General features: G+C 75.4%; 25 protein-coding genes and 1 riboswitch. Of the genes, 18 read left to right on the plus strand and 7 right to left on the minus strand.

The window, feature by feature from the left end:
- Window positions 1–52: 52 nt before the first annotated feature.
- Both B5P21_RS12600 and ptsP read right to left on the minus strand, forming a co-directional pair.
- A complete protein-coding gene (locus B5P21_RS12600; RefSeq protein ID WP_045527534.1) occupies window positions 53–1,012 on the minus strand; it encodes an IS481-like element IS1122 family transposase in 960 nt (319 codons plus the stop codon).
- Window positions 1,013–1,109: 97 nt separating this feature from the next.
- A complete protein-coding gene (gene ptsP / locus B5P21_RS12605) occupies window positions 1,110–2,765 on the minus strand; it encodes a phosphoenolpyruvate--protein phosphotransferase (RefSeq protein ID WP_080939386.1) in 1,656 nt (551 codons plus the stop codon).
- A gap of 125 nt (window positions 2,766–2,890) precedes the next feature.
- Here ptsP and B5P21_RS12610 point away from each other — a divergent pair, with 125 nt between their 5' ends.
- From B5P21_RS12610 to B5P21_RS12670, 13 genes are all read left to right on the plus strand, one after another.
- Window positions 2,891–3,997: a YihY/virulence factor BrkB family protein gene (locus B5P21_RS12610; protein ID WP_045529073.1), complete on the plus strand. Its 1,107-nt coding sequence runs from the start codon at window positions 2,891–2,893 to the stop codon at window positions 3,995–3,997.
- 10 nt (window positions 3,998–4,007) lie between these two features.
- Window positions 4,008–4,853: an exodeoxyribonuclease III gene (locus B5P21_RS12615; protein ID WP_045529074.1), complete on the plus strand. Its 846-nt coding sequence runs from the start codon at window positions 4,008–4,010 to the stop codon at window positions 4,851–4,853.
- Between the two features lie 90 nt (window positions 4,854–4,943).
- Complete coding sequence (gene trpS / locus B5P21_RS12620) at window positions 4,944–5,954, plus strand: tryptophan--tRNA ligase (protein WP_094171221.1); 1,011 nt, start codon at window positions 4,944–4,946, stop codon at window positions 5,952–5,954.
- Window positions 5,951–6,715 carry an HAD family hydrolase gene (locus B5P21_RS12625; RefSeq protein ID WP_045529077.1) on the plus strand — a complete coding sequence of 255 codons (765 nt, stop codon included), beginning with the start codon at window positions 5,951–5,953 and terminating at the stop codon, window positions 6,713–6,715. Before trpS ends, B5P21_RS12625 begins: the two co-directional genes overlap by 4 nt.
- Window positions 6,716–6,780: 65 nt before the next feature.
- Window positions 6,781–6,925: riboswitch (FMN riboswitch) on the plus strand.
- A gap of 70 nt (window positions 6,926–6,995) precedes the next feature.
- A complete protein-coding gene (gene ribD, locus B5P21_RS12630) occupies window positions 6,996–8,075 on the plus strand; it encodes a bifunctional diaminohydroxyphosphoribosylaminopyrimidine deaminase/5-amino-6-(5-phosphoribosylamino)uracil reductase RibD (RefSeq protein WP_045529079.1) in 1,080 nt (359 codons plus the stop codon).
- Window positions 8,075–8,725 carry a riboflavin synthase gene (locus tag B5P21_RS12635; RefSeq protein WP_045529081.1) on the plus strand — a complete coding sequence of 217 codons (651 nt, stop codon included), beginning with the start codon at window positions 8,075–8,077 and terminating at the stop codon, window positions 8,723–8,725. The genes ribD and B5P21_RS12635 overlap by 1 nt, the downstream gene beginning before the upstream one ends.
- The gene (gene ribA, locus B5P21_RS12640; RefSeq protein WP_094171222.1) at window positions 8,722–10,056 is read left to right on the plus strand and encodes a GTP cyclohydrolase II; all 1,335 of its coding nucleotides are present in this window, start codon (window positions 8,722–8,724) and stop codon (window positions 10,054–10,056) included. Before B5P21_RS12635 ends, ribA begins: the two co-directional genes overlap by 4 nt.
- Window positions 10,053–10,535 (plus strand): 6,7-dimethyl-8-ribityllumazine synthase, encoded by a 483-nt coding sequence (ribH, locus tag B5P21_RS12645; RefSeq protein ID WP_045529090.1) that lies wholly within the window; start codon window positions 10,053–10,055, stop codon window positions 10,533–10,535. The genes ribA and ribH overlap by 4 nt, the downstream gene beginning before the upstream one ends.
- Window positions 10,536–10,636: 101 nt before the next feature.
- Window positions 10,637–11,503, plus strand: a complete 867-nt coding sequence (locus tag B5P21_RS12650; protein ID WP_045529091.1) for an ATP-binding cassette domain-containing protein — start codon at window positions 10,637–10,639, stop codon at window positions 11,501–11,503.
- A complete protein-coding gene (locus B5P21_RS12655; protein ID WP_045529092.1) occupies window positions 11,500–12,357 on the plus strand; it encodes an ABC transporter ATP-binding protein in 858 nt (285 codons plus the stop codon). The genes B5P21_RS12650 and B5P21_RS12655 overlap by 4 nt, the downstream gene beginning before the upstream one ends.
- The gene (locus B5P21_RS12660) at window positions 12,354–13,760 is read left to right on the plus strand and encodes an MFS transporter (RefSeq protein ID WP_045529093.1); all 1,407 of its coding nucleotides are present in this window, start codon (window positions 12,354–12,356) and stop codon (window positions 13,758–13,760) included. Before B5P21_RS12655 ends, B5P21_RS12660 begins: the two co-directional genes overlap by 4 nt.
- Entirely contained in the window at window positions 13,750–15,291 is a 1,542-nt protein-coding gene (locus B5P21_RS12665; RefSeq protein WP_094171223.1) for an ABC transporter substrate-binding protein, read from the plus strand. Before B5P21_RS12660 ends, B5P21_RS12665 begins: the two co-directional genes overlap by 11 nt.
- Window positions 15,291–17,081, plus strand: coding sequence for an ABC transporter permease subunit (locus tag B5P21_RS12670; protein ID WP_094171224.1), 1,791 nt, complete (start codon window positions 15,291–15,293; stop codon window positions 17,079–17,081). Before B5P21_RS12665 ends, B5P21_RS12670 begins: the two co-directional genes overlap by 1 nt.
- On the opposite strand, the gene B5P21_RS12675 is transcribed toward B5P21_RS12670, so the two are convergent.
- Window positions 17,078–17,374, minus strand: a complete 297-nt coding sequence (locus tag B5P21_RS12675) for a hypothetical protein (RefSeq protein ID WP_045529097.1) — start codon at window positions 17,372–17,374, stop codon at window positions 17,078–17,080. The two genes, B5P21_RS12670 and B5P21_RS12675, sit on opposite strands and share 4 nt — an antisense overlap.
- A gap of 216 nt (window positions 17,375–17,590) precedes the next feature.
- Here B5P21_RS12675 and B5P21_RS12680 point away from each other — a divergent pair, with 216 nt between their 5' ends.
- A complete protein-coding gene (locus B5P21_RS12680) occupies window positions 17,591–19,006 on the plus strand; it encodes an MFS transporter (protein ID WP_045529098.1) in 1,416 nt (471 codons plus the stop codon).
- Window positions 19,007–19,111: 105 nt separating this feature from the next.
- A complete protein-coding gene (locus B5P21_RS12685) occupies window positions 19,112–20,515 on the plus strand; it encodes an MFS transporter (RefSeq protein ID WP_045529099.1) in 1,404 nt (467 codons plus the stop codon).
- 48 nt (window positions 20,516–20,563) lie between these two features.
- Here B5P21_RS12685 and B5P21_RS12690 read toward each other — a convergent pair whose 3' ends face one another.
- The gene (locus B5P21_RS12690) at window positions 20,564–21,214 is read right to left on the minus strand and encodes a hypothetical protein (RefSeq protein WP_246865288.1); all 651 of its coding nucleotides are present in this window, start codon (window positions 21,212–21,214) and stop codon (window positions 20,564–20,566) included.
- A gap of 162 nt (window positions 21,215–21,376) precedes the next feature.
- Here B5P21_RS12690 and B5P21_RS12695 point away from each other — a divergent pair, with 162 nt between their 5' ends.
- Window positions 21,377–21,931: an MOSC domain-containing protein gene (locus tag B5P21_RS12695; protein WP_094171431.1), complete on the plus strand. Its 555-nt coding sequence runs from the start codon at window positions 21,377–21,379 to the stop codon at window positions 21,929–21,931.
- An 11-nt stretch (window positions 21,932–21,942) separates the two neighbouring features.
- Window positions 21,943–22,140 (plus strand): hypothetical protein, encoded by a 198-nt coding sequence (locus B5P21_RS12700; protein ID WP_045530478.1) that lies wholly within the window; start codon window positions 21,943–21,945, stop codon window positions 22,138–22,140.
- Here B5P21_RS12700 and B5P21_RS12705 read toward each other — a convergent pair.
- Window positions 22,137–22,427, minus strand: a complete 291-nt coding sequence (locus B5P21_RS12705) for a hypothetical protein (protein WP_045529101.1) — start codon at window positions 22,425–22,427, stop codon at window positions 22,137–22,139. The two genes, B5P21_RS12700 and B5P21_RS12705, sit on opposite strands and share 4 nt — an antisense overlap.
- 131 nt (window positions 22,428–22,558) lie before the next feature.
- Here B5P21_RS12705 and B5P21_RS12710 point away from each other — a divergent pair, with 131 nt between their 5' ends.
- Window positions 22,559–23,074 carry a helix-turn-helix transcriptional regulator gene (locus B5P21_RS12710; RefSeq protein WP_045530480.1) on the plus strand — a complete coding sequence of 172 codons (516 nt, stop codon included), beginning with the start codon at window positions 22,559–22,561 and terminating at the stop codon, window positions 23,072–23,074.
- Here the strand turns inward: B5P21_RS12710 and B5P21_RS12715 are convergent.
- Window positions 23,071–23,589: a DUF6301 family protein gene (locus B5P21_RS12715; protein WP_094171226.1), complete on the minus strand. Its 519-nt coding sequence runs from the start codon at window positions 23,587–23,589 to the stop codon at window positions 23,071–23,073. The two genes, B5P21_RS12710 and B5P21_RS12715, sit on opposite strands and share 4 nt — an antisense overlap.
- A 5-nt stretch (window positions 23,590–23,594) precedes the next feature.
- A complete protein-coding gene (locus tag B5P21_RS12720; RefSeq protein ID WP_172457210.1) occupies window positions 23,595–24,419 on the minus strand; it encodes a ribokinase in 825 nt (274 codons plus the stop codon).
- Window positions 24,420–24,472 lie beyond the last annotated feature (53 nt).

Below are 24,472 nucleotides of genomic sequence, written 5' to 3' on the forward strand. Positions count from 1 at the left end.
CTCGGAGCGGCGGGGCCGTCGTCGTCCGTGCGCGCCTAGCTGTACTGAGTCATCACGTTGGTGACACTCGGGCCGCGGGCGTCAGCCCGTGGCTCGAGTGGATTCGTTCAGTGTTGTAGTGCTGGATCCACGGATCAAGGGCGTCGGTTCTGGCTTGGTTGCTGGTGAAGGGTTGCCGGTAGGCCCACTCGGTCGCGAGGGTGCGGTTGAAGCGTTCGACCTTGCCGTTCTGCCAGGGGCAGTGCGGGCGGATGAACTTCTGCCTCGCACCGAGCTGCGTGACCGCGTTCTGGAACGCGGCCGAGTGCCGGTAGGCGAACGCGTTGTCCGTCAGGACCCGTTCGATGCGGGTGATGCCGTGCTCGGCGAAGTACGCCGCGGCCCGGGTCAGGAACCCTGCCGCGGTCACGCCCTTCTCGTCCGGGTGGATCTCCGCGTAGGCGAGGCGGGTGTGGTCATCGACCACGGCGTGGACGTAATCGAACCCGATCCCACGACCACGAACCTGTTCGCTGCGGCCATGCGCCCGCCAGCCGCCGCCGTCCGGGATCCGGCCGAGCTTCTTCACGTCGACGTGGATCAGGTCGCCGGGATGCTCATGCTCGTACCGGTTTGCCGTCGACCGGGATGCCCGGATCACGGCCCCGGTGACGGGGTCCAACCATGCCAACGGCGGTGCCCCGTGCCGCCGCAGGACGCGGGAGATCGTGCGGGCTGGAACACCGGTCACCGGCGCCAACCGGGCAGGACCTGATCGCAATCGGGTCCTCGCTTCCACGACGGCTCGTTCTCGTTCCGGGCTCGTCCTCGTCGGCACCCGTCTCGGCCTCGAGGACCGGTCCGACAAGCCTTCGAAACCCTCGGACCGGAACCGATTCACCCACCGATGCGCGCACTGACGCGACACACCGAGTTCGCGCGCGACATGCGAGACCGGCCGACGATCCTCGACCACCCGCCGCACGAGGAGAACCCTCCCGTGAACCGTCAGACGAGCATTAGCGTGGGACATCGAGGCCTCCTGGCAGTGGCAGAACTAGACAGCTCCATCAAGCCAGGAGGCCTCCTCACACGCCCCGAAGTGTCACCAACGTCATGGCCGGGTACACCTAGCGCTCGGCGAGGATGCGCTCGGCGGCCGCGCGCGCCTCGGCCGCGGTGCGAGCGCCGACGACGGCAGCGGCGGCCGCGCGCGCGTCGTCGATCGTGCGGTGCGACAGCTCCAGGCGGACATCGGCGAGCGCGGCCGGGGTCATCGAGAGGGTCGTGGCGCCGAGGCCGACGAGGACGACCGCGAGGAGCGGATCCGCCGCCGCCTCGCCGCAGATGCCGACGGGCGTGCCCGACGCGCGGCCCGCGTCGCCGAGGGTCCGCACGAGGCGGAGGACAGCCGGGTGCCACGGGTCCTGGTAGGACGCGACCGAGCCGAGCAGGCGGTCCGCCGCCATCGTGTACTGGGTGAGGTCGTTCGTGCCGACGCTCACGAAGTCGGCGACCTCGACGACCTGGTCGGCGAGGAGCGCGAGCGACGGCACCTCGGCCATGACGCCGACCGTGCGGAGGCCCAGCTCACGGCCGAGCTCCACGAAGTACGCGGTCTCCTCGGCGTCGGCGACCATGGGCGCCATGACCCACAGGTCGGCGTCGGTGGCCGCGTCAGCCGCGGCGAGGGCGGTGAGCTGGTCGCGGAGGATCCGCTCGTTCGCCCGCAGCGCGCGGAGCCCGCGGAGGCCCAGCGCGGGGTTCTCCTCGTCGGCGTCGGTGAGGAAGGCGAGCGGCTTGTCCGCGCCGGCGTCGAGCGCGCGGACGACGACCTTGCGGCCCGGGAACGCCTCGAGGAGCGCGGTGTACTGCGCGGTCTGGGCGGCGACGGACGGCGCCTCGGCGGCGTCGAGGAAGAGGAACTCGGTGCGGAAGAGGCCGACGCCCTCGGCGCCGAGCTCGACCGCGCGCGCGGCCTCCGCCGGGGATCCGAGGTTGGCGAGGAGCGGCACGGGCGTGCCGTCGGCCAGCGCGCCGTCGGTGATGGGGGCGGCGAGCGCCTCCTCGCGGGCGCGGATCCGGCGGAGGGCGTCCTCGCGCTCGGCGTCGGACGGGTCCGCGATGACGAGGCCGGCGGCGGCGTCGACGACGACCTCGGTGCCCTCCGCGAGCTCGGCCGCGCCCGTCGCGCCGACGATGGCGGGGATGGAGCGGCTGCGGGCGAGGATCGCGGTGTGGCTGGTGGGGCCGCCGTCGGTGGTGACGAGGGCGAGCACCCGGTCGAGCTCGAGGAGCGCGGTGTCGGCCGGGGCGAGGTCGCGGGCGACGAGGACGAAAGGCGCGTCGGCCGTGGGGATGCCGGGCGCGGGCACGCCGCGGAGCCGGGCGATGACGCGCTGGGCGACGTCCGCGAGGTCCGCCGCGCGCTCGGCCATGTAGCCGCCCATGCCCGTGAGCAGCTCCTGGAAGGTGGCGAACGCCTCGAACACGGCGCGCTCCCCCGAACGGCCCTGGCCGACGAGGCGGCCGACCGAGTCGAGGAGCGCGGGGTCGCGGGCAATGAGCGACTGGGCGTCGAGCACGTCCTTCGCGTCGCCGCCGGCACGGGCGCCGCGCTCGGCGAGGTCGTCCGCGGTGGCGGCGAGGGCGTCGGCGACGCGCGCGACCTCGGCCTCCGCGTCGCCCGCGAAGGGCTCCGTGCCGGGCTCGGGCAGCGGGTCGGGCATCCGTATGACGGGGCCGGTGGCCACTCCGTGTCCTACTCCGATGCCGGTGATGCGCACAGGGACTCCCTCGCTCGGGTGCGTGACGCGCGGACGGACGTCGTCGGCGCGGGTGGCCATCCGGTCGGGCTGCCGGAACGGCCCGTCCACGCTACCAGGGGCCCGGCGGCCCGTATCCTCGGGGGATGACCGCCCCCGACGGCCGCGGACGCCCCGCATCCCCCTCCTCCAGCGCGACGCCCGCGGAGCCCGCCGCGCCCACCGGCATCCCGGCCCTGTTCGCGCGCGTGATGGGGCTGAAGCCCGTGCGCGTCTTCCTCGCGTACGGCGCCACCGGCGGGCCGATCCTCGCGGCCGGCATGTCGTACCAGGCGGTCTTCGCGGTGTTCGCGGCGCTCGCGGTCGGGTTCTCGGTGGCGGGATCCGTGCTCGCGGACAACCCGGCGCTCCTCGACTCGCTCCTGAGCCTGATCCAGGGCGCGGTGCCCGGCCTCTTCGGGCCCGACGGCGTGATCAAGGACCCGCAGGAGCTGCTCAAGTCGAGCGCCATCTCCATCGGCATCGTGGGCTCCATCGGCCTCCTCGTCACCGCGCTCGGCTGGCTGGCCTCCACGCGCGACTCGGTGCGCCGCATCTTCGAGCTACCGCCGCCCACCGCGTTCTTCCTGCTCCTCAAGGTCAAGGACCTCGGGCTCGCCCTGGTCTTCGCGCTCGCCATGGTCCTCTCGGCTGCGCTCTCGGTCGTGAGCACCGGGCTCCTCGGGTTCGTGTTCGGGCTGCTGCAGGTGGGCGAGGACTCGCTCCTCGCTATCGTCGTCGGGCGCACCGTGGGGCTCGCCCTCGTGCTCGCGCTCGACACGGCCGTGCTCGCGGGCGCCTACCGGATCCTCTCGGGCGTCAGGATCCCGCGGCCGCAGCTCCTGCAGGGCGCGCTCCTCGGCGGCGTCGCCATGGGCGTGCTCAAGGTGCTCGGCACGGCGCTCCTCGGCGGCGCGAGCCGGAACCCGCTGCTCGCGTCGTTCGCGGTGATCATCGGGCTCCTGATCTGGTTCAACCTCATCTGCCAGGTCATCCTGATCTGCGCGTCGTGGATCGCCGTGAGCATGGCGGACAAGGGCATCGACGCCCGCGACCTCACCCCCGAGCAGCTCGAGAAGGAGCGGCTCGCGAAGCTCGACGAGGCCCGCCGGATCCTCGAGGAGGAGGAGCGCGCCCGGGAGCGGGAACGGTACGACCAGTCGCGCGGCATCACGCGGGTGCTGCTCGGGCTGCGTCGTCGACGCCGCCGTTAGGATCGAGACCATGCCCTCGAACCTCCGCGTCGCGTCCATCAACACGAACGGCATCCGGGCCGCGTTCCGCAAGGGCATGGGCGACTGGCTCGCCACGCGCGACGTCGACATCCTCGCCATCCAGGAGGTCCGCGCCGAGACGAGCGACATCGAGGGCCTCCTCGGCCCCGAGTGGCACGTGCTGCACGACGCCGCGACCGCCAAAGGCCGCGCGGGCGTGGCCATCGCGAGCCGCCGCCGCGCCGAGATCCACCGCGTCGCCATCGGCGAGGAGGACTTCGACAGCGCGGGCCGCTGGCTCGAGGCCGACTACGACGTCGACGGCACGATCGTCACGGTCGTGAGCGCCTACGTGCACTCCGGCGAGGTCGGCACCCCGAAGCAGGACGAGAAGTGGAAGTTCCTCGACGGGATGGAGCGGCGCCTGCCCGAGATCGCCGCGCACTCCGAGCTCGCCGTCGTGGTGGGCGACCTCAACGTCGGGCACCGCGAGCTCGACATCCGCAACTGGAAGGGCAACGTGAAGCGCGCCGGGTTCCTGCCGCGCGAGCGGGCCTACCTCGACCGGATCCTCGGCGCGCGCGGCGAGGAGGTCACGGGCGTCGACGGATCCACCGGCCCCGGCCTCGGCTGGGTCGACGTGGGCCGCCAGCAGGCCGGCGAGGTCGACGGCCCGTACACGTGGTGGAGCTGGCGCGGCAAGGCGTTCGACAACGACACCGGCTGGCGCATCGACTACCAGCTCGCGACCCCGGCCCTCGCCGAGAAGGTCACGGGCTACGCGGTCGACCGCGCCGAGGCGTACGACCAGCGATGGTCGGACCACACGCCCGTGGTCGTCGACTACGCGATCTGACCCGTCGCCCGCACCCCGCGCTCCACTCCCCCTCCGCGCCGCACCGGCGCCCCGCGAGCGCCCCGCGCTCCCCCTCACGAAGGCATCGCCATGACCGCACGTCCCGTCCTCTTCTCCGGCATGCAGCCGTCCGCCGACTCGCTGCAGATCGGCAACTACATCGGCGCGCTCCTCCAGTGGAAGGAGATGCAGACCACGCATGACGCCGTGTTCTGCGTCGTCGACCTGCACGCCATCACCGTGCCGCAGGAGCCCGCGGCGCTCCGCGCGAGCACCCGGCGCACCGCCACGCAGTACATCGCGGCGGGCATCGACCCGGCCGTCTCGACGCTGTTCGTGCAGTCGCACGTGTCGGCGCACACCGAGCTCGCGTGGATCCTCAACACGCTCACCGGCTTCGGCGAGGCCAGCCGCATGACCCAGTTCAAGGACAAGTCGCAGAAGCAGGGCGCCGACGCGACGACGCTCGGGCTCTTCGCGTACCCGACGCTCATGGCGGCCGACATCCTGCTCTACGGCACCGAGGTCGTGCCCGTGGGCGACGACCAGAAGCAGCACGTGGAGCTCACGCGCGACCTCGCGAAGCGCTTCAACTCGCGGTTCGGCGACGTGTTCCGGATCCCGGAGCCGATGATCCAGAAGGACACGGCCCGCATCTACGACCTGCAGGACCCGACGTCGAAGATGAGCAAGTCCGCCGCCAGCGACGCGGGCGTGGTGTGGCTGCTGGACGAGCCCGCGAAGACGGCGAAGAAGATCCGCTCCGCCGTCACCGACACGGGCCGCGAGGTGCGCTTCGACCGCGACGAGAAGCCCGGCGTCTCGAACCTCCTCACGATCCTCTCGGCCTTCGAGGGCACGGCCGTGCCGGCGCTCGAGGAGCGGTACGCGGGCCGCGGCTACGGCGACCTGAAGAAGGACGTGGCCGAGACCGTCACCGGCGTGTTCGAGCCGATCCGCGCGCGGACCCTGGAGCTCCTCGACGACCCGGCGGAGCTCGACCGCGTGCTCGCCGGCAACGCCGCGCGCGCCGAGGAGCGGGCCGACGCCATGCTCGCCCGCGTGTACGACGCCGTCGGACTGGTGCGGCGCGCCCGATGACCCTGCGGCTGGTCCTGCTCGACCTCGACGACACGCTGGTGGACCACCGCGGCGCCGTGGCCGACGGGATCACCGCGCACCTCGTCGCGCGGGGCCTCCTGGACGCGGCCGACGCCGCCGAGCGCGACCGGGCCGTCGCGCTGTGGGTCGCGCTGGAGGAGGAGCACTACCACCGGTACCTCGCGGGCGAGCTCGACTACACCGGGCAGCGCCGGGCGCGGGCGCGCGGGTTCCTGGCCGCCTGGGGATCGGGCGACGCCGCCGACCTCGCCGCCACGCTCGCGGACGACGACGCCGCGACCGACGCCTGGTTCGGCGGCTACCTCACCGGGTACGAGGCGTCGTGGCGCGCGCTGCCGGGAGCGGTGGCCGCGCTCGACGAGATCGCGCGCCGGCACCCGGGCCTGCGATTCGGCGTCGTGACCAACGGCGAGCGCAGCCAGCAGGAGCCGAAGATCCAGGCGGCCGGGCTCACCGACCGCCTGTCCCCCGTCGTCTGCTCCGGCGACCTGGGCTTCACCAAGCCCGACCCGCGCATCTTCCTGCTCGCGTGCCGGCAGGCGGGCGCGGATCCGGCCGACGCCGTGATGGTGGGCGACCGGCTCCGCACCGACGCGGTCGGGGCGGTCGACGCGGGCCTGGCCGGTGGCGTCTGGTTCGACGCCCTCGGCGACGGGGACGCTCCCCCGCCCGCCGACGTCGTGCGGATCACCGCGCTCGCTGGCCTCGCCGACGCCGTGGACCGCGTCGGCGTCCGCTGACGGCGTAGGTCGCGGAGCGTCACGGACGACGGCCCTCCAGCCGCGTGGGCTAATCTCGAGGCATACACGTGCTCCGGGGTCGGTGGAAATCCGAGCCGGCGGTGACAGTCCGCGAACGGACGATGCGCGACCGGGTCCCCGGGAGCCTCGTCCGCCGATCCGGTGGGATTCCGGGACCGACGGTGAGAGTCCGGATGGGAGGCGCACGCGGCGCCAGCGACCCTGCCGGCGTCGAGGTCTCGTCGACCGCGCCCGGAGTCCGTCCACGGACGAGGACACCATGCATGACGACCCGACGGCAGCCGCGCACGCGCAGGCGGTGAGCGGACCCGCGGCAGCCGACCCCGCGCTCGAGCGCGCCATGCGCCGCGGCCTCGAGCTCGCCGCCGAGGGCCCCGCGTGGGGCCCGAACCCGCGCGTCGGCTGCGTGATCCTCGACGCCTCCGGCCGCGTCATCGCCGAGGGTCGCCACCGCGGCGCCGGATCCGCCCACGCCGAGGTCGACGCGCTGCGACAGCTGCCCGCGGGCGGCGCACGCGGGGCCACCGCGGTCGTCACGCTCGAGCCCTGCAACCACACGGGCCGCACCGGGCCGTGCGCCGCCGCGCTCATCGAGGCGGGCGTCGCGCGCGTCGCCTACGCGGTCGCCGACCCGGGCGCCGAGTCCTCCGGTGGCGCGGCCCGCCTGCGCGCCGCGGGCGTCGAGGTCGTGCCCGGCGTGCTCGTCGACGAGGCGGAGGAGTTCCTGCGGGCGTGGCTCGGATCCGCGCGGCTCGGCCGCCCGTTCGTCACCGCGAAGTGGGCCTCCAGCCTCGACGGCCGCATCGCCGCCGCCGACGGCACGAGCCGCTGGATCACCGGGTCCGCCGCGCGCCGCGACGTGCACCGCCGTCGCGCGGAGGCCGACGCGATCCTCGTGGGCACCGGCACCGTGCTCGCCGACGACCCCGCCCTCACCGCCCGGCGGCCCGACGGGATCCCGTACCCGCACCAGCCCGCGCCCGTCGTGCTCGGCGACCGCGCGATCCCCGACGACGCGGCCGTGCACCGGCACCCGCGCCGGCTCATCCGGATCGCGGGCCACGACCCCGCGGAAGCGCTCGCGGAGCTCGGCCGCCGCGGCATCCGGCACGTGTTCGTGGAGGGCGGCCCCACGATCGTCTCCGCCCTCGTCGCCGCCGGGCTCGTGGACGAGGTGGTCGCCTACCTCGCGCCCGTCCTCCTCGGCGGCCCTCGCACCGCGACCGACGACCTCGGCGTGCCGAGCATGCCGGCCGCCCATCGACTCACCCTCATCAGCACGACGCGGCTCGGGGACGACCTCCTCGTGATCGCGCGACCCACCACGGAAGGCCAGTGATGTTCACAGGGATCATCGAGGAGCGCGGACGCGTCCTCGCGCTCGACGCCGAGGGCGACTCCGCCCGGATCACGGTGGAGGCGCCGCTCGCGGTGTCCGACGCCCGGCACGGCGACTCCATCAGCGTCGACGGCGTGTGCCTCACGGTCGTCGCGCAGACGCCCGAGGGGTTCACCGCCGACGTCATGCGGCAGACGCTCGTGATGAGCTCGCTCGGCCGGCTCGGCGTGGGCGACCGCGTGAACCTCGAGCGCGCCGCGCGCGTCGGGGACCGGCTGGGCGGCCACATCGTGCAGGGCCACGTCGACGGCACCGGGCGCCTGCTCGCGACCACGCCGGGCGAGGCGTGGCGGATCCTCCGCTTCTCGCTGCCCGCGGACCTCGCGCCGCTCGTGGTGGACCGCGGATCCATCACGGTGCAGGGCGTGAGCCTCACCGTGAGCGCCGTCAGCCCCACCGACGTGCCCGCGGATGGCGCCTGGTTCGAGGTGTCGCTCATCCCCGAGACGCTCTCGGCGACGACGCTCGGCGCGCTCGAGCTCGGCGACGAGGTCAACCTCGAGACCGACGTGCTCGCGCGGCACGTGCAGCGGATGCTCGCGCTCGACGCGCGCGACCGCTACGCCACGACCGAGGGAGCCCACTCGTGAGCCTCGCCGCCATCCCCGCCGCGCTGCAGGAGCTGCGCGCCGGCCGCCCTGTGATCGTCGTCGACGACGAGGGCCGCGAGAACGAGGGCGACGTGCTGCTCGCCGCCGAATCCGCCTCGCCCGAGTGGGTGGCGTGGCTCGTGAAGCACTCGTCGGGCTTCATCTGCGCGCCCATGACGAACGAGATCGCCGACCGGCTGGAGCTGCCGCTCATGGTGGCCGACAACCGGGATCCGCGCGGCACCGCGTACACGGTCTCCGTCGACGCGGCCGACCGGCTCTCGACCGGCATCAGCGCCTCCGACCGCGCGCACACCCTGCGCGTGCTCGCCGACCTCGACAGCGTGCCGACGAGCCTGCACCGACCCGGCCACATCCTGCCGCTGCGCGCGGTCGACGGCGGCGTGCGCGAGCGCGACGGCCACACCGAGGCGGCGGTCGACCTCCTCACGCTCGCGGGCCTCACGCCCGTCGGCGCGATCAGCGAGATCGTGCAGGACGACGGCGAGATGATGCGCCTCCCCGGCCTCCTCGCCCTCGGCGAGCGCGAGGGCGTGCTGGTCGTCACGATCGAGGCGCTCAAGGCGCACCTCGAGGAGTTCCACTGCGATCGTCCGCTGGAGCCCGCCGTCGCGATCCCCGAGGCGTCGCGCGTGATCTTCGAGGTCGAGACGACCGTGCCCACGACCCACGGCTCCGTGAAGCTGCGCGCGTACCGCGACCGCACGACGGGCGCCGACCACGTGGCGATCGTCGCCGGCGAGCCCCGCGCGCACGGCACCCTCGTGCGCGTGCACTCGGAGTGCCTGACGGGCGAGGCGCTCGGATCCCTCAAGTGCGAGTGCGGGCCGCAGCTCGACGCCGCGCTCGACGAGATCCAGCGCGACGGCGGCGTCGTCGTCTACCTGCGCGGGCACGAGGGTCGCGGGATCGGCCTCGTCAACAAGCTGCGCGCGTACCGGCTGCAGGAGGACGGCTTGGACACGCTCGACGCCAACGTCGCCCTGGGCCTCCCGGCGGACGCGCGCGACTACGGCGCGGCCTCGGCGATCCTGCAGGAGATGGGGATCGAGGACGTGCGCCTGCTCACGAACAACCCCGAGAAGGTGCGGCAGCTCGAGGCGCACGGCGTGGAGGTGACCGAGCGCGTGCCGCTCGTCGTCGGCGTCAACGACGTGAACGCCGGCTACCTCGAGACGAAGCGCGACCGCATGGGGCACCGCATGGTGCTCGACACCGACATGCGCATCGGACCCGACGCCTACCCGGACGCCGAGGCGCCCGACGGCCTGACCACCACGACCGCATCACCCCAGGAGGAGACCGCATGAGCGGACACGGAGCACCCGAGATCGACCCCACCGCGCTCGACGGGTCGGGCCTGGAGGTCACCGTCGTCGTCGGACGCTGGCACGACGAGATCAGCGCGGGCCTGCTCGCGGGCGCGCAGCGCGTGCTCGACGCGGCCGGGGTCACCACCACGGTGATCCGCGTGCCCGGCAGCTTCGAGCTACCCGTGGTCGCGCGCGCGGCGCTCGACGCGGGGGCCGACGCGGTCGTCGCGCTCGGCGTGATCATCCGCGGCGGCACCCCGCACTTCGAGTACGTGTCCGACGCGGCGACCTCCGGCCTCACGCAGGCGTCGCTCCTCACGGGCAAGCCCATCGGCTTCGGGCTGCTCACGCTCGACGACGAGCAGCAGGGCATCGACCGCGCGGGGCTGCCGGGGTCGAAGGAGGACAAGGGCGCGGAGGCGGCCGAGGCCGCGGTCACGACGGCGCTGCTGCTCAAGGGGATCCGCGGGGCCTGACCTGCCGCCCGACGGGTTTTGATATCGAGAACGGGTATCAGTAAGGTCGTCGGGAGCGCCGCCGGACCGTCCGGCACCGCGCGCGGACGGACGGGGGCCCGATGCTTCCCGCCCTCGACGTCCGCTCCCTGTCGATCGCGATCGACGGCGCACCGCTCGTCCACGACGTGGACCTCCGCGTCGGCGCGGGCGAGCGCGTGGCGCTCGTGGGGGCGTCCGGCTCCGGCAAGTCGCTCACGGCGCAGGCCGTGCTCGGGACGCTGCCGCCCGGATCCCGGGTGCGCGGCGTCGTCGAGCTCGGCGGCCGCGCGGTCGGTGCGTCCGCGCCGCGCCAGCGCCTCGGCCGCGTCGCCGCCGTGCAGCAGGACTCGCTCGCGGCGCTGAACCCGCTCGTCACGGTGGGCGCGCAGCTCGTCGCGGCGCTGCGCGCGAGCCGGGCCCGCGGATCCGCCGCCGACGGCGGGCTCCTCACCCGGTCGGACGCGCGGCGCGAGGTGCGGGACCTGCTCGCCGAGGTGGGCATCGACGATCCCGACGGCGCGCTCCCCGCCTTCGCCGCCGAGCTGTCGGGCGGCCAGCGTCAGCGCGTCTGCCTCGCGCTCGCGCTCCTCTGCCGCGCCGACCTGCTGCTGGCCGACGAGCCGACGACCGCGCTCGACGTCGTGACGCAGGCGCGCGTGGTCGACGTGATCCGCCGCCGCCTCGACGCGACCGGCCAGGCGCTCCTCTTCATCACGCACGACCTCGCGGTGGCCGCGGCCCTGTGCGATCGGGTGGTCGTGCTCGAGGCCGGTCGCGTCGTCGAGGCCGGGTCGATGCGCGAGCTCGTGCGGCGACCGCGGCACGCGTACAGCCGGGCGCTCGTCGCCGCGGCCTCCCGGCGGGCGCCCGGGGGATCCGCGGACGCGGTCTCGACGTCGGCGGCGGGAGCCGCCGCGGCCCCGCTCGGCGCGGTGGCGGCCCGATGACGGACGCGCTCCACCGGGCCGACGCGTCGCCCGACGCGCTCACCGCCACCGGGATCACGCACCGGTACCCGCCGCGTCGCGACCCCGCCGCGCGGCGCATCGCCCGCACCGCCCGGGCGTCCGGCGCGCCGGGACCCGCGCCCGCGCTCGACGACGTGACGTTCCGCGTCGCGCCCGGCGAGACGGTCGGGATCGTGGGCCGCTCGGGTTCCGGCAAGTCGACCCTGCTGCGCGTGCTGCTGGCGCTCGAGGCGCCGACCGCGGGGACCGTGGCGCTCGGGGACCGGGCCGTCGCGCCCGGCCGCGCATCCGCGCTCCGCTGGTACCGGCGGCGCGTGCAGGCGGTGCCGCAGGATCCGGGCGCGAGCCTCGAGCCGCGCATGACCGTGCGGCAGCTGATCCGCGAGCCTCTGCGCCGCCTCGACGTGCCGGGCGACCACGCCGCGATCGTCGCGCGCGCCCTCGACGACGTGGGCCTCGCCGCGTCGCTCGCCGACCGGCGGCCCCGCGAGCTCTCCGGCGGGCAGGCGCAGCGCGTGGCGCTCGCCCGGGCCATCGCGACGTCCCCGGGGATCCTGCTCGCCGACGAGCCCGTGAGCAGGGTCGACCTGCCGCTGCGGGACCGGATCATCGAGCTGCTCGGCGGCCTCGTGCGCGAGCGGGGACTCGGGCTCGTGCTCGTGTCGCACGACCTCGACGCCATCGCGCGGCTGTGCGGGCGGAGCGTGGTGATGGCGGGCGGGCGCATCGTCGAGGAGGGGCCGACCGCGTGCCTGCTCGCCGATCCCGTGCATCCGGCCACGCGCGAGCTCGCCGACGCCGTGCCGCGGCTGCCGGGAGCGCTCACCGCATGACCGCGCCCCACCCTCACGGGCCCGCGGGCCCGGGCTCCGCCGCGCCCCACGCCGCCGTCCTCCTCTCCAGCCAGCTCGTGTTCAACCTCGGCTTCTACGCGGTCGTCCCGTTCCTCGCCGTCGTCATGCGCGACGACCTCGGCCTCGGCGCGCTCGCGATCGGCCTCGTGCTCGGCGCCCGCACCTTCAGCCAGCAGGGCCTCTTCCTCCTCGGCGGGATGCTGGCCGACCGGTTCGGCCCGCGCACCCTCATCGCCGCGGGCTGCCTCGTGCGCGTGAGCGGCTACCTCGGGCTCGCGCTGGCCGCGGGCCTGCCGGGCTTCCTCGTCGGCGCGATCCTCACGGGGCTCGGCGGCGCCCTGTTCAGCCCGGCGCTGCAGAGCCTCGTCGCGGCCGCCGACGCGCGGGCGCGCACCACCCGGCGACCCGGCCGGCCGTCGCTGTTCGCGGCGCTCGTGCTGGTGGGTGAGGTCGGCGCTGCGGTGGGTCCGCTCGCTGGCGCGGCCCTGCTCGGGCTGGGGTTCTCCGCGACGGTGCTCGTGGGCGCGGCGCTGTTCGCGGCCGTGGGGGTGGCGCTGTGGTGCGTGATCCCGGCGGACGCGAGGCTCGCCGACGCCTCGCCGTCCGCCGGATCCGCACCCGCCGCGCCCGCCGCGAACGCCCTGCCCGCGCAGGCCGACGACCGCTGGGCCGCCGTGCGCGACCGCCGCTTCCTCGCCTTCTCCGCCCTGTTCGCCGTCGACCTCGTGGCCTACAACCAGCTCTACCTCGGGCTGCCGCTCGAGCTCGCGCGGGCGGGCGACGGCACAGCGGCGGTCGGATCCGCGTTCCTCGCCGTCTCGCTCCTCACCCTCGCGCTGCAGTGGCCGGTCGCGCTCCTCGCGAAGCGGCTCGGCCCCGGCCGCGCGCTCACCTGCGGCTTCGGCATCACCGCGACGGGCTTCGCGGCGCTCGCGCTGGGGTCCGTCGTGCCGCCGCCCGCGGGCGCCGAGCTGGTGCCCGCCGCCGTCCTCGTCGTCTGCCTCACGCTCGGCCACATGACCGCGGGCCCCGTGACCATGGAGCTCGTCCCGTCCTTCGCCGCCGGCCGCCCGACCGCGTCGTTCTACGGCCTGCTCGCCAGCTGCGGCGGCATCGCGGTGCTCGTCGCCGGCGGCGTGGTCGGATCCCTCCTCGACTCCGCGCCCGCGGTCGCCTGGCTGATCCTCGCCGCGTTGCCCGTCGCCGCCGCCGTCGGCCTGCCCCGGCTGCTGCCCGCGCCCACGCCCGACGCCGCCCCCGGGCGCCCGGCGCGCCCGGCCCGGCCGGCCCGCCCGACCGCGCCCCCGACCACCACCCCCGATGCCCCGCGCATCGCCGTCGATGCCCCGCGCATCCCCGAGACAGGACCCCATGCCCGCTAGACGTCCCCGCCCCGCCCGCTCCGCCGCCCTCATCGCCCTCGCCGCCGCGTCGATGCTCGCCCTCAGCGGCTGCTTCGCCGCGAGCCCGGGATCCACCACGGGAGGCGGACAGGACGGCGACGGCCGCATCCGCCTCGCCATGCTGCAGCCGCCGCGCTCCGGCCTCACCCCGCTCAGCGACGACGCCTTCAAGCTCGCGCGCTGGAGCACGGCCGAGACGCTCGTGACCCTCGACGACCTCGGCGACGCGCAGCCGCAGCTCGCCACCGGCTGGACCCGCGTCGACGACCTGACGTGGGCCTTCGACATCCGCCCCGACGTGCCCTTCCACGACGGCACGACCCTCACGGCCGCGCAGGCCGCCGCCTCGCTCACCGCCGCCGCGACCGCGAGCCCGAAGCCGCGGATCCTCGACGGCGTCGACCTCACCGCGACCGCGGACGGCGACCGGCTCGTCGTCCGCACCGCGACGCCCGACCCGCTCGTGCCGCAGCGCATGTCGAGCCCGCAGCTCGCGATCCTCGCCGCCTCCGCGTACGGCGCCGACGGCACCGTCTCGCCCGTCGGCACCGGCACGGGCCCCTTCCGCCTCACCGCGGTCGACGGCACGTCCTCCGCCACGCTCGACCGGTTCGACGGCTACTGGGGCGGGCGCGCCGCGTCCGCCGGCATCGACGTCAGCTTCGTGCCCGACGGCACCGCCCGCGCCGCCGCCCTCCGCACGGGCACGGCCGACGTGGTCGAGGCGATCCCCGTGGGCCAGGCCGCGCAGGTGGATCCGCAGCTCCTGCACGAGGTCGCGATGCCGCGCACCAACACGCTGTACCTCAACACGCGGACCGGGCCCTTCGCGGATCCGGCCGTGCGCGCCGCCGCCCAGGCCGCGGTCGACCGCGCCGCGCTCGTCTCCGGCGTCTACGAGGGCCGGGCCGACGAGGCCGCCGGGCTCCTCGGACCCGCCCTGCCCTGGGCCGCCGACCTCCGCGACGGCGCCTCCTACCGCAACGCGCTCGCGGGCCGCGCGACCCCCGCCAAGGTGGACGGCGTCCCCATCACCCTCGGCACCTTCACCGACCGCGCCGAGCTCCCCGAGGTCGCCGTGCAGCTGGAGCAGCAGCTCGAGGCGGCCGGGTTCCAGGTGACGCAGGACGTGCGCGAGTACCAGTACATCGAGGCCGACGCGCTCGCGGGGAAGTTCGACGCCTTCATCCTGTCGCGCGCCACCGTGCTCGACTCGGGCGACCCCGCCGCGTACCTCTACAGCGACTTCGCGTGCCAGGGCTCGTTCAACATCTCGCAGGAGTGCGATCCCGCGGTCGACCAGGCCCTCGCCGACGCGTCCGCGCTCCCGGCCGGGCCCGAGCGGCGCGCCGCGATCATGCGGGTCGAGGCGCTCGTGCTCGCCGACGACGCCGCCGTGCCGCTCCTGCACGAGCGCGTGATCCAGGGCGAGGCCGCCGGGGTGACGGGCGCCGTGCGCGATCCCCGCGAGCGCGCGCTCATCACGGGCGACACGCGCGTCACGCGCTGATGGGCCGCGCGCGCGACGGGCTCGTCGTCGGGGCGTCCCGCGTCGTCGCCGTCGGCGGCCTCGTGGCGCTCGTCGGCGCGCTCCCCTGGCTCTCGGGGCGCTCGCCCGAGTACACGATCCTCCGCGCGCGCTACGCCGACCTGGAGGCGACCCCGGAGGCGCTCGCGTCGGTGCGCGCCCAGCTCGGCCTCGACCGCGGGCCGCTCGCCGTCTCGGCGGACTGGCTCGCGGGCGTCGTCCGCGGCGACCTCGGCACGTCGTGGATCTCGGGCCGTCCCGTCCTCCCCGGCACCCTCGCCGCGCTCGGCGTCTCCCTCACGCTGATGGCGTTCGCGATCGCGGTCGCCGTGGTGGTCGCGGCGCTGCTCTGCGCGCCCGCCCTCCTCGACGCGACGCGCGGGCGCCGCGCCTCCGGATCGGGTGCCCTGGCCGCCGTCCTCACCGCGCTCCCCGAGTTCCTGCTCGCGACCGCGCTCCTCGTCGTGGTCGCCGTCGGGCTGCGCTGGGCCCCGCCGTCCGGCTGGGACGGGCCCGCGAACGCGGTGCTCCCGGCGCTCGCCCTGGGGATCCCCGCCGGCGGGCTCATCGGCCGCCTCCTCGCCGACGCGATCCGGGCGGCGTCCGCCGAGCGCTGGGTCGCGACCTGGGCGATGGCGGGCCTGCCGCCCGCGCGCACGACCGTCGCGGTGCTGCGCCGCGCTCTCCCGTCGGTGCTCGGGCAGATCGGGCTCGTGCTCGTGGGCCTCACGGGCGGCGCGGTCGCGGTCGAGCAGGTGTTCGCGATCCCCGGCATCGGCCGCGCGACCCTCGGCGCGGCCGGCAGCCAGGACGTGCCGGCGCTCCAGGCGGGCGTGCTCGCGCTCCTCGCGGTCGCCGTCGCGGCGGGCATCCTCGCCGACCTCGCCCGCCGTGCGCTCCTCGGCCCCGCCCTCCGCCTCGGATCGCTGCCCGTTCCCGACGCGCGCGTCCCCGGCCGCCGCCGCGACGCCGTCGTCCCGGTCGTCGCCGCGGGCCTCCTGGCGCTCATCGTCGTCGCGGGCCTCGCCCGGGATCCCCTCGCCACCACCGCGGGCCGCCTCGCCCCGCCCTCGTGGGCGCTCCCCTTCGGCGCCGACGCGAGCGGACGCGACCTCCTCGGCCGCGTCGGCCACGGCGCCGTCACGACGCTCGGCACCGCGCTCGTGGTGGTCGTCGTCTGCTGCGTCATCGGGCTCGCGCTCGGGCTCCTGCCGCGCGCGGCGATCGGCCCGGTCGAGGTGGCGAACGCGGCGCCGCCGATCCTGGCGGGCATCGTGGTGGCGGCGATCCAGGGCCCGTCGACCGCGGGCGCCGCCATCGCCGTGGCGGCCGTCGGCTGGGCGCCGCTCGCCGCGCACGCCGGGGCGCTCATGCAGGAGGCGCGCGCGCAGCCGCACGTGCGGATCCTGCCGGTGCTCGGCGTCGGACGGGCGCGGATCCTCCTCGGCCACCTCCTGCCCGCCGTCGTCGGCCCGGTCGTGCGGAACGCGATGCTGCGGCTCCCCGGCGTCGCCCTCACGCTCGCGGCCCTGGGCTTCCTCGGCCTGGGCAGCGCCCGGCCGACGCCCGCGTGGGGCCTGATCCTCAGCGAGGGCAGCGCCTACGCGGAACGCGCCCCGTGGGCGGTCGCCGCTCCCGCGCTCGCGCTCGTGCTGGCCGCCGTGCTCGCGGTGTCGCTGTCGGCGCACGACCTGACGGGGCTCGTGCGGCGGCGCCGATCGGCCGCGGATGCCCGCCCGCCCGACGCGCCCGCGCTCGCTCCCGGGGGCTAGCGCCGCTCGTCCGGCCCCGGCTCCTCCGACGGCCGCGGGTCGAGGGCGACGCCGCCGTCCGCGTCCCACCGGAGCGCTTCCGCCTGGTCCTCCTCGGTCGGCTCCTCGGCGAGCCGGGCGCGCTCCTCGAGCTCCTGGTGCGTCCACCGGCGCAGCTGCATCACGCAGATCACGACGACGGCGACGCACGGGATCGCCAGGTACCAGAACCCGGTCGCGACCGCGGCGAACGCGCCGACGCCGCAGAGCTTCGCGAGCCCGGGGAGGACCTGGCGGCCGGTCTCGTGCTCCATGGGGCTCCTCGTGGTCGGGCGGCGTCGCGGGGATCCGCCGGTCGACCCCAGCCTACGGACCGCGCACAGCTTCTCCCCAGGGGCGTAAACTCGGCGAGGCCATCACGAGTGGCCCCTCGACTCCGCCGCACCCGGCGCCCGCGCCCGACCGGCGCGCCCGCCCCCTCCGCGCGCCCCTGCCGCTCACGCCGCACCAGCCGAAAGCCGTCTCCACGCATGTCCACGACCCCCGCGGCCCGCACCGCCGCCCCGTCCACCGCCACCCCGCCCGCCGGCAACTCGCGCTCGCGCGTCATCATCGCGAGCCTCATCGGCACGTCCATCGAGTTCTACGACTTCTACGTCTACGCGACCGCGGCGGTGCTCGTCTTCCCCGCGCTCTTCTTCGCGAACGACGACCCGACCGTCGCGCAGCTCGCGTCGTTCGCGGTGTTCGGCGTCGCGTTCATCGCGCGGCCCATCGGATCCATCCTCTTCGGGCACTTCGGCGACCGCGTCGGCCGCAAGGGCACGCTCGTCGCGTCGCTGCTCACCATGGGCATCGCGACCGTGCTGATCGGCTGCCTCCCCACCGCGCTCACGCCCGGCTGGGAGGTCGCGGCCCCCGCGCTCCTCGTGATCATGCGCTTCGGCCAGGGCCTCGGCCTCGGCGGCGAGTGGAGCGGCGCCGCCCTCCTCGCGACCGAGAACGCGCCCGTCGGCAAGCGCGCCATCTACGGCACGTTCCCGCAGCTCGGCGCGCCCATCGGCTTCATCGTCGCCAACGGCGTCTTCCTCGCGCTGAGCGTCGGCCTCACCCCCGAGCAGTTCCAGGCGTGGGGCTGGCGCGTGCCGTTCCTCGCGAGCGCCGTGCTCGTGATCGTGGGCCTCTACGTGCGCCTCAAGCTCATCGAGACGCCCGCGTTCCAGAAGGTCGTCGACTCCGGCGAGGTCGCGAAGCTGCCCGTCGCGCGCGTCTTCGTCACGAGCTGGCGCCCGCTGATCCTCGGCACCTTCATCATGCTGGCGACCTACACGCTCTTCTACCTGATGACGACGTTCACGCTCACCTACGGCACCACCGCGCGCGACGCCGCCACCGCCGAGGCCGCCGCGACCGCCGCCGGCAAGCCCTTCAACGCGGACACGTTCGCCGCGGGCCTCGGCTACGCGCGCAACGACTTCCTGCTCATGCTGATTGTGGGCGTCGTGTTCTTCGGCGTCTTCACCCTGGTCTCGGGACCCCTGGCGGAGCGGTTCGGCCGCCGGAAGATGCTCATCGCGACCACCGTCGGGATCCTCGTGTTCGGCCTGCTCTTCGTGCCCCTGTTCTCGGGCGGCTTCGTCGGCACCATGGCTCTCCTCATCATCGGCTTCACGCTCATGGGCCTCACCTTCGGGCCGATGGGCGCCGTGCTGCCGGAGCTGTTCCCGACGAACGTGCGCTACACGGGATCCGCGATCAGCTACAACGTCGCGAGCATCCTCGGCGCCGCGGTCGCGCCGTTCATCGCGGTGGCGCTGTGGCAGCTGCTCGACGGGAACGTGCTGCTCGTCGGCGTGTACCTGAGCGCCATGGCCGCGATCACGCTCGTGGCGCTGATCATCAGCCGCGAGACGCGCGACGCGGACTACGCCGGCAACATCAGTTGACACGCGTCATGTGAACGATGGCCCCCGAGGGGCGGGGAGCGCCGGTACCGTCGGCGCGCCACGATCCGTGGCGTCTCCCCGTCCCTGAAGTCGGAAGCCACCGCCATGTCCGCTGCCCCCGCCACAGCCCCCTCCATCGCCGCCCCGGCCAACCCGCGCTCGCGCGTCCTGGTCGCCAGCCTCATCGGCACGTCGATCGAGTTCTTCGACTTCTACGTGTACGCGACCGCCGCCGTGCTGGTGTTCCCGGCCGTGTTCTTCGCGAACGCCGACCCCGCGGTCGCGCAGCTCCAGTCGCTCGCCGTGTTCGGCGTCGCGTTCTTCGCCCGGCCCATCGGATCCGTGCTCTTCGGCCACTTCGGCGACCGGTTCGGCCGCACGCGCACGCTCGTCGCCTCGCTGCTCACCATGGGCATCGCCACGGTGCTCATCGGGTCCCTGCCGAGCGGCCTCACGCCCGGCTGGGAGATCGCGGCCCCCGCCGCCCTCGCCGTGCTCCGCTTCATCCAGGGCCTCGGGCTCGGCGGCGAGTGGGGCGGCGCGGCGCTGCTCGCGACCGAGAACGCGCCCGCGGGCAAGCGGGCGATCTACGGCACGTTCCCGCAGCTCGGCGCGCCCATCGGGTTCTTCCTCAGCACCGGCCTGTTCCTGGTGCTCTCGCTCACGCTCTCCCCCGCCGGCCTGCAGTCGTGGGGCTGGCGCGTGCCGTTCCTCGCGAGCGCCGTGCTCGTGCTCGTCGGCCTCTACGTGCGCGTGAAGCTCGTCGAGGCGCCGGAGTTCCAGGCGGTGCTCGACCGCGGCGCGACCTCCCGGCTGCCGCTCGGCCGCACCATCCGCACCGGCTGGCGCGGGCTGATCCTCGGGGCGCTCGCCCTCCTCGCCATCTTCACGCTCTTCTACCTCATGACCACGTTCACGGTCACCTACGGCACGTCGCCGCGCACCGCGGAGGTCGCGCAGGCCGCCGCCACCGCCGCGGGCAAGCCGTTCGACGCGGCGTCGTTCCACGCCGGCCTCGGCTACGCCCGCACCGACTTCCTGCTCATGCTCCTCGTCGGCGTCGTGTTCTTCGCGATCGCCATCGTGGTCTCGGGCGTGCTCGCGGAGCGGCGCGGCGCCCGGCCGATCGTGGCCGTGAGCGCCGCCGGCACGGTCGTGTTCGGGCTGCTGATGGACCCCCTGCTCGCCGCGGGCCTGCCCGGCACGCTCGTGTTCGTGATCCTCGGCTTCGCGCTCATCGGCATCGGGTACGGCGCCGTCGGATCCCTGCTGCCCGGCCTGTTCGCCGCCGACGTCCGCTACACGGGCGCCTCCCTCGCCTTCAGCCTCGCGGGCATCATCGGCGGGGCCGTCGCGCCGTTCATCGCGACCTGGCTCTGGGACATCGGAGGCGGCGGCGTGATGCTCGTCGGCGTCTACCTCAGCGTCGCGTCCGCGATCTCGCTGGTCGCGCTCCTCGTGCTGCGCGAGCACGGCGAGTCGCGGAGCACTGCCGCCACCGCCCGCTGACGGTGCGCGCCGAGGGCCGGTCGACGCGACGGCCCGGCCCTCCGTCGTTCACCAGGCCCGGTGGATCGCCTCGGCCCGCGCCCGCATCGCCGCCGACCTGCCGTGCACCAGCAGGCCGATCACGAGGCCGATGGACGCCACGAGGATCACGGTCCGCAGCGCGAGGAGCAGCAGCACCAGGAGCGGCAACCACCCGTCTCCCTGCAGGAACGCCGCGATGCCCGTCTGGGACAGCCAGGACACCGTCGTCGCCAGCGCGAGGACCAGGAGCGACACGCGGGCCACCGGCTCGAGCAGCCGCCCGCGGACGACCACGACGGCGAGCACCACGAGCGCGATCGCGTGGACCGCGACCGCCGCCTGGGACAGGAACATCGGGGCCCACGGCGGCACCGACTCCGTCGGGTCCGAGACGGTCAGGCCGATCAGCGCGCTCGTCAGCGCCAGCGCGACCTGCGCGCCCGCCACCACTAGGACCGCCAAGCCCGCCGCGCGGGACGCCCGCATCAGCCCCGGCTCGCCGCGCACGCCGCGCACCAGCACCACCGCGGCGAGCACGGACAGGACCAGCGCGGCCACGGTCACCACGGGCCCCTGCAGCACGATGCTGGACGCCATGTCGGGCGTCGGCTGGATCCGGGAGCCGCCCAGCAGCCCGGGCTGCAGCAGCAGCGCTCCCGCGGAGGCGAGGCCCGCCACCAGCGTCGTCCTCGGTGATCCGCTCATGGCCGTCGCGCGCATCGCATCCCCATCCCCGTCGATGCCCCGAACCTAGCCGGGCGGACGCACCCCGCGAGCATGCGCGCCCCCGTCCCGTCCGGGGGGTCGCCCGACGTGGGCCGCGCCGCTATCGTCGCTGGCATGCAGCCGTCCGACTCCCCCCGGGTCCTCGCGGTCGCGCGCGACGACGCCCACGCGTTCTCCAAGCCGGTCCGCGCCTCCATCACGCTCCTCGCGGGCCTCGGCGTCGAGGGCGACGCCCACCTCGGCACCACGGTCCAGCACCTCTCGCGCAAGCGCCGCGATCCGGACGCGCCGAACCTGCGCCAGGTGCACCTCGTCCACGCCGAGCTGCACGACGAGCTGGCGGAGAAGGGCTTCGCCGTGGGCCCCGGCGACCTGGGCGAGAACGTCACGACCGCGGGCGTCCCGCTCCTCGACCTGCCCACGGGCACGCGCCTCCACCTCGGCGCGGACGCCGTGGTGGAGCTGACCGGGCTCCGCAACCCCTGCATCCAGATCGACGCGCTCGGCGCGGGCGCCATGAAGGCGGTGCTCGACCGCGACGCGGCCGGGAACGTCGTGCGGAAGTCGGGCGTGATGGGCGTCGTGATCACCGGCGGCGAGGTCCGCCCCGACGACGCCGTGCGCGTGGAGCTGCCCGCCGGCGCGCAGCGGGCCCTGCAGCCGGTGTGACGGTCGCGGACATGAGGATCCTCGCGGCGACCCTGGCCGGGTTCGGCGCGCTCGTCGTCGCCGTGGCGCTGGGCGCCGTGATGGGCGGCATCGCCGGCGAGGAGCCGGCCGGCATCGAGGTCGCCTGGTGGGTCGCCGCGGCGGGCGCCGTGATCCTGCTGGTGGCGCTCGGCGTGGAGGTCGTGCGCCGTCGGGGGCTGCGCCGCTAGGAGCCCGGTCCGTCGGCGGGGCCGTCGGTCCGCGGCTCCACCCCCCGACCGTCCGCGCCGGCGCGCTCGCGACGACGCCGGAGCGCTCCGCGCGTGACGACGACGAGGACCACCGCCGCCGTCGCGATCGCCCCGATCGTGCACACGACGACCAGCACCCGGTCGCCCTCGGTGCGCACCTCGGTGCGACGAGCCACCTGGAACAGCAGGTAGGCGACGGTGCCGGCGAAGGTCACGAGCGCCCCCTCCGCCTGCTCGCGGAAGCGCGTGCGGGGATCCGGCGGCATGCGCCCAGCCTGGCACGGGACCGCGCGGATCCTCACGCGGCCTCGGCTGTCGGCCCGCTGTCGGGCGGATGTCGGGCGGATGTCGGCCCCGCGACGTGGTGCGCGTGGCATCCGTCGGCCAGGCTGAACGCATGCACGAGACACGGGTGGCGGACCTCCGCCGCGAGCGGGGATGGACGCAGGGCCGGCTGGCCGCGGCCAGCGGCATCACGGTGCGCACGGTGCAGCGCCTGGAGGCGGGGAACGACTCGAGCCTCGAGACGCTGTCGCTCGTCGCCCGCGCGTTCGACGTGCCGGTGCGCGAGCTGTTCGCGACGGCGCCCGCGGACGACTACGGGCAGACGGTCGTGGCGCTCGACGCCCGCGCCGAGGAGCAGCAGGAGCGCCGCGACGCGGTGACCGACGGCGTCCGGTCGCTCTTCGCGGGGTTCGGCGTGCTGCTGACCCTCGGGGTCGTGTTCTCGATCGCCGCCGACGTCCTGCCGAACCTGGCGATCGTCGTCGTCCCGGCGTACTGGGCGGGCGGCCTGATGCTGGCGAACGCGGCGTCCCTGTTCCTCCTCAGCCCGCGGCTCGACCGCGCCTACCCGCTGTCGCGCGACCGGGGCGGGCGCCGCGCACGCATGCCACGCCGGCGGATCCGCTAGCCGCGGACCCGGTCGTCCCCCGTCGCCGCCTCGGCGCGCGCGGACCGCTCGCGGTCGTCCACCCACACCATGACGCTGCTGCCCACGCGGTCGAAGAGCTGGACGCCCACCTGCAGCTCGCCCACGTCCCACACCACGGGGCTCGGCTGATCATGGAAGACCGCGCGGGGGGAGCCGAAGGCCGCCGCGAGGGTCGCGACGAGCTCGTCGTGGTCGCGTCGGACGAGCGGATCCCGCGGGCCGCCGTGCCGCGCCAGGAAGAAGCCGACGCTCGCCACCTCGCCCGCGTGGGTGCCGTACGAGAGGCGATGGACGGCGTCGGGTCCGCCGGTGAGGGCGCGGAGGTCCGAGTCGGGGGCGTGCGCATCGACCTCGCCCGTCGGATGCACGCCGAGGCGGGCGAGCGTGCGCTCCGCGTCCGCCGCATCACGCGGCCACGGCGGCGTCGCGAGCGCGCGCACGACGGCGACGACGGCTGCGGCGGACGGCTGCGGATCCGGCGCGGCGTCGCCCACGGGGATCAGCCGTCCGCCGGCTGCGCGCCCTGCCGCTGGACGACGACCGCTGCCGCGTCGGCCGCGACGACCAGGGCCCCCTCGCGGTCGGCGCCCGCGGCGAGCGCGGAGGCCAGCGCGCCACAGAAGGCGTCGCCCGCGCCCGTGGTGTCGACGACGCGGGAGACCCGCGACGCAGGGACCTCGACGCCGCCCCACATCGCGCCCTCGGCGCCGAGCGTGACGAGCAGCGACGCGGGCGCCGGCGTGCCCGACTCGCGGAGGAGGCCCGCCTCGTGCTCGTTGACCACCACGGGATCCGCGAGCGCGAGCACGTCGTCGGGCAGCGCGGCGAAGGGCGCGAGGTTCAGCACGACACGGGCTCCGGCGGCGTGCGCGCGGCGGACGCCCGCGGACACCGTGTCGAGGGGCAGCTCGAGCGAGGCGAGCAGGACGTCGCCCGCCGCGAGCGCGTCGAGCGGATCGAGGTGGGCGTCGGTCACGCGGGCGTTCGCGCCGGGCGCCACGATGATCGTGTTCTCGCCGTCGTCGTCCACCGCGATGATCGCGAGGCCCGTGGTAGCGCCCGCGATCGTCGCGAGGCCGGACACGTCGATGCCGCGGTCGGCGAGGCGGGCGCGGTAGGCGGATCCATCGGCGTCGTCGCCCACGGCCCCGACCATCGCGACCTCGCCGCCGGCGTCGGCCGCGGCGACCGCCTGGTTCGCGCCCTTGCCGCCCCAGAGCCGCTCGGGATCGGATCCGATGAGGGTCTCCCCCGGCTGCGGGTGCCGCGGGACGCGCACCACCTGGTCGACGTTGAGCGATCCGAGCACCACGACGCGGCCCATGGGCACCTGCCTCCCCCGGCCCGTGGCCGGCCGCGCCCGGGTGGCGCTCTCGG

The organism is Clavibacter michiganensis subsp. insidiosus, assembly GCF_002240565.1.
Taxonomy (GTDB): Bacteria; Actinomycetota; Actinomycetes; order Actinomycetales; family Microbacteriaceae; genus Clavibacter; species Clavibacter insidiosus.

Excerpts from the sequence above, each read along its gene's own strand:
- B5P21_RS12600 (WP_045527534.1), bottom strand. The coding sequence starts at position 1,012 with ATGTCCCACGCTAATGCTCGTCTGACGGTTCACGGGAGGGTTCTCCTC.
- B5P21_RS12610 (WP_045529073.1), top strand. The coding sequence starts at position 2,891 with ATGACCGCCCCCGACGGCCGCGGACGCCCCGCATCCCCCTCCTCCAGC.
- B5P21_RS12615 (WP_045529074.1), top strand. The coding sequence starts at position 4,008 with ATGCCCTCGAACCTCCGCGTCGCGTCCATCAACACGAACGGCATCCGG.
- trpS (WP_094171221.1), top strand. The coding sequence starts at position 4,944 with ATGACCGCACGTCCCGTCCTCTTCTCCGGCATGCAGCCGTCCGCCGAC.
- B5P21_RS12625 (WP_045529077.1), top strand. The coding sequence starts at position 5,951 with ATGACCCTGCGGCTGGTCCTGCTCGACCTCGACGACACGCTGGTGGAC.
- ribD (WP_045529079.1), top strand. The coding sequence starts at position 6,996 with ATGCATGACGACCCGACGGCAGCCGCGCACGCGCAGGCGGTGAGCGGA.
- B5P21_RS12635 (WP_045529081.1), top strand. The coding sequence starts at position 8,075 with ATGTTCACAGGGATCATCGAGGAGCGCGGACGCGTCCTCGCGCTCGAC.
- ribH (WP_045529090.1), top strand. The coding sequence starts at position 10,053 with ATGAGCGGACACGGAGCACCCGAGATCGACCCCACCGCGCTCGACGGG.
- B5P21_RS12650 (WP_045529091.1), top strand. The coding sequence starts at position 10,637 with ATGCTTCCCGCCCTCGACGTCCGCTCCCTGTCGATCGCGATCGACGGC.
- B5P21_RS12655 (WP_045529092.1), top strand. The coding sequence starts at position 11,500 with ATGACGGACGCGCTCCACCGGGCCGACGCGTCGCCCGACGCGCTCACC.
- B5P21_RS12660 (WP_045529093.1), top strand. The coding sequence starts at position 12,354 with ATGACCGCGCCCCACCCTCACGGGCCCGCGGGCCCGGGCTCCGCCGCG.
- B5P21_RS12665 (WP_094171223.1), top strand. The coding sequence starts at position 13,750 with ATGCCCGCTAGACGTCCCCGCCCCGCCCGCTCCGCCGCCCTCATCGCC.
- B5P21_RS12670 (WP_094171224.1), top strand. The coding sequence starts at position 15,291 with ATGGGCCGCGCGCGCGACGGGCTCGTCGTCGGGGCGTCCCGCGTCGTC.
- B5P21_RS12675 (WP_045529097.1), bottom strand. The coding sequence starts at position 17,374 with ATGGAGCACGAGACCGGCCGCCAGGTCCTCCCCGGGCTCGCGAAGCTC.
- B5P21_RS12680 (WP_045529098.1), top strand. The coding sequence starts at position 17,591 with ATGTCCACGACCCCCGCGGCCCGCACCGCCGCCCCGTCCACCGCCACC.
- B5P21_RS12685 (WP_045529099.1), top strand. The coding sequence starts at position 19,112 with ATGTCCGCTGCCCCCGCCACAGCCCCCTCCATCGCCGCCCCGGCCAAC.
- B5P21_RS12695 (WP_094171431.1), top strand. The coding sequence starts at position 21,377 with ATGCAGCCGTCCGACTCCCCCCGGGTCCTCGCGGTCGCGCGCGACGAC.
- B5P21_RS12700 (WP_045530478.1), top strand. The coding sequence starts at position 21,943 with ATGAGGATCCTCGCGGCGACCCTGGCCGGGTTCGGCGCGCTCGTCGTC.
- B5P21_RS12705 (WP_045529101.1), bottom strand. The coding sequence starts at position 22,427 with ATGCCGCCGGATCCCCGCACGCGCTTCCGCGAGCAGGCGGAGGGGGCG.
- B5P21_RS12710 (WP_045530480.1), top strand. The coding sequence starts at position 22,559 with ATGCACGAGACACGGGTGGCGGACCTCCGCCGCGAGCGGGGATGGACG.
- B5P21_RS12720 (WP_172457210.1), bottom strand. The coding sequence starts at position 24,419 with ATGGGCCGCGTCGTGGTGCTCGGATCGCTCAACGTCGACCAGGTGGTG.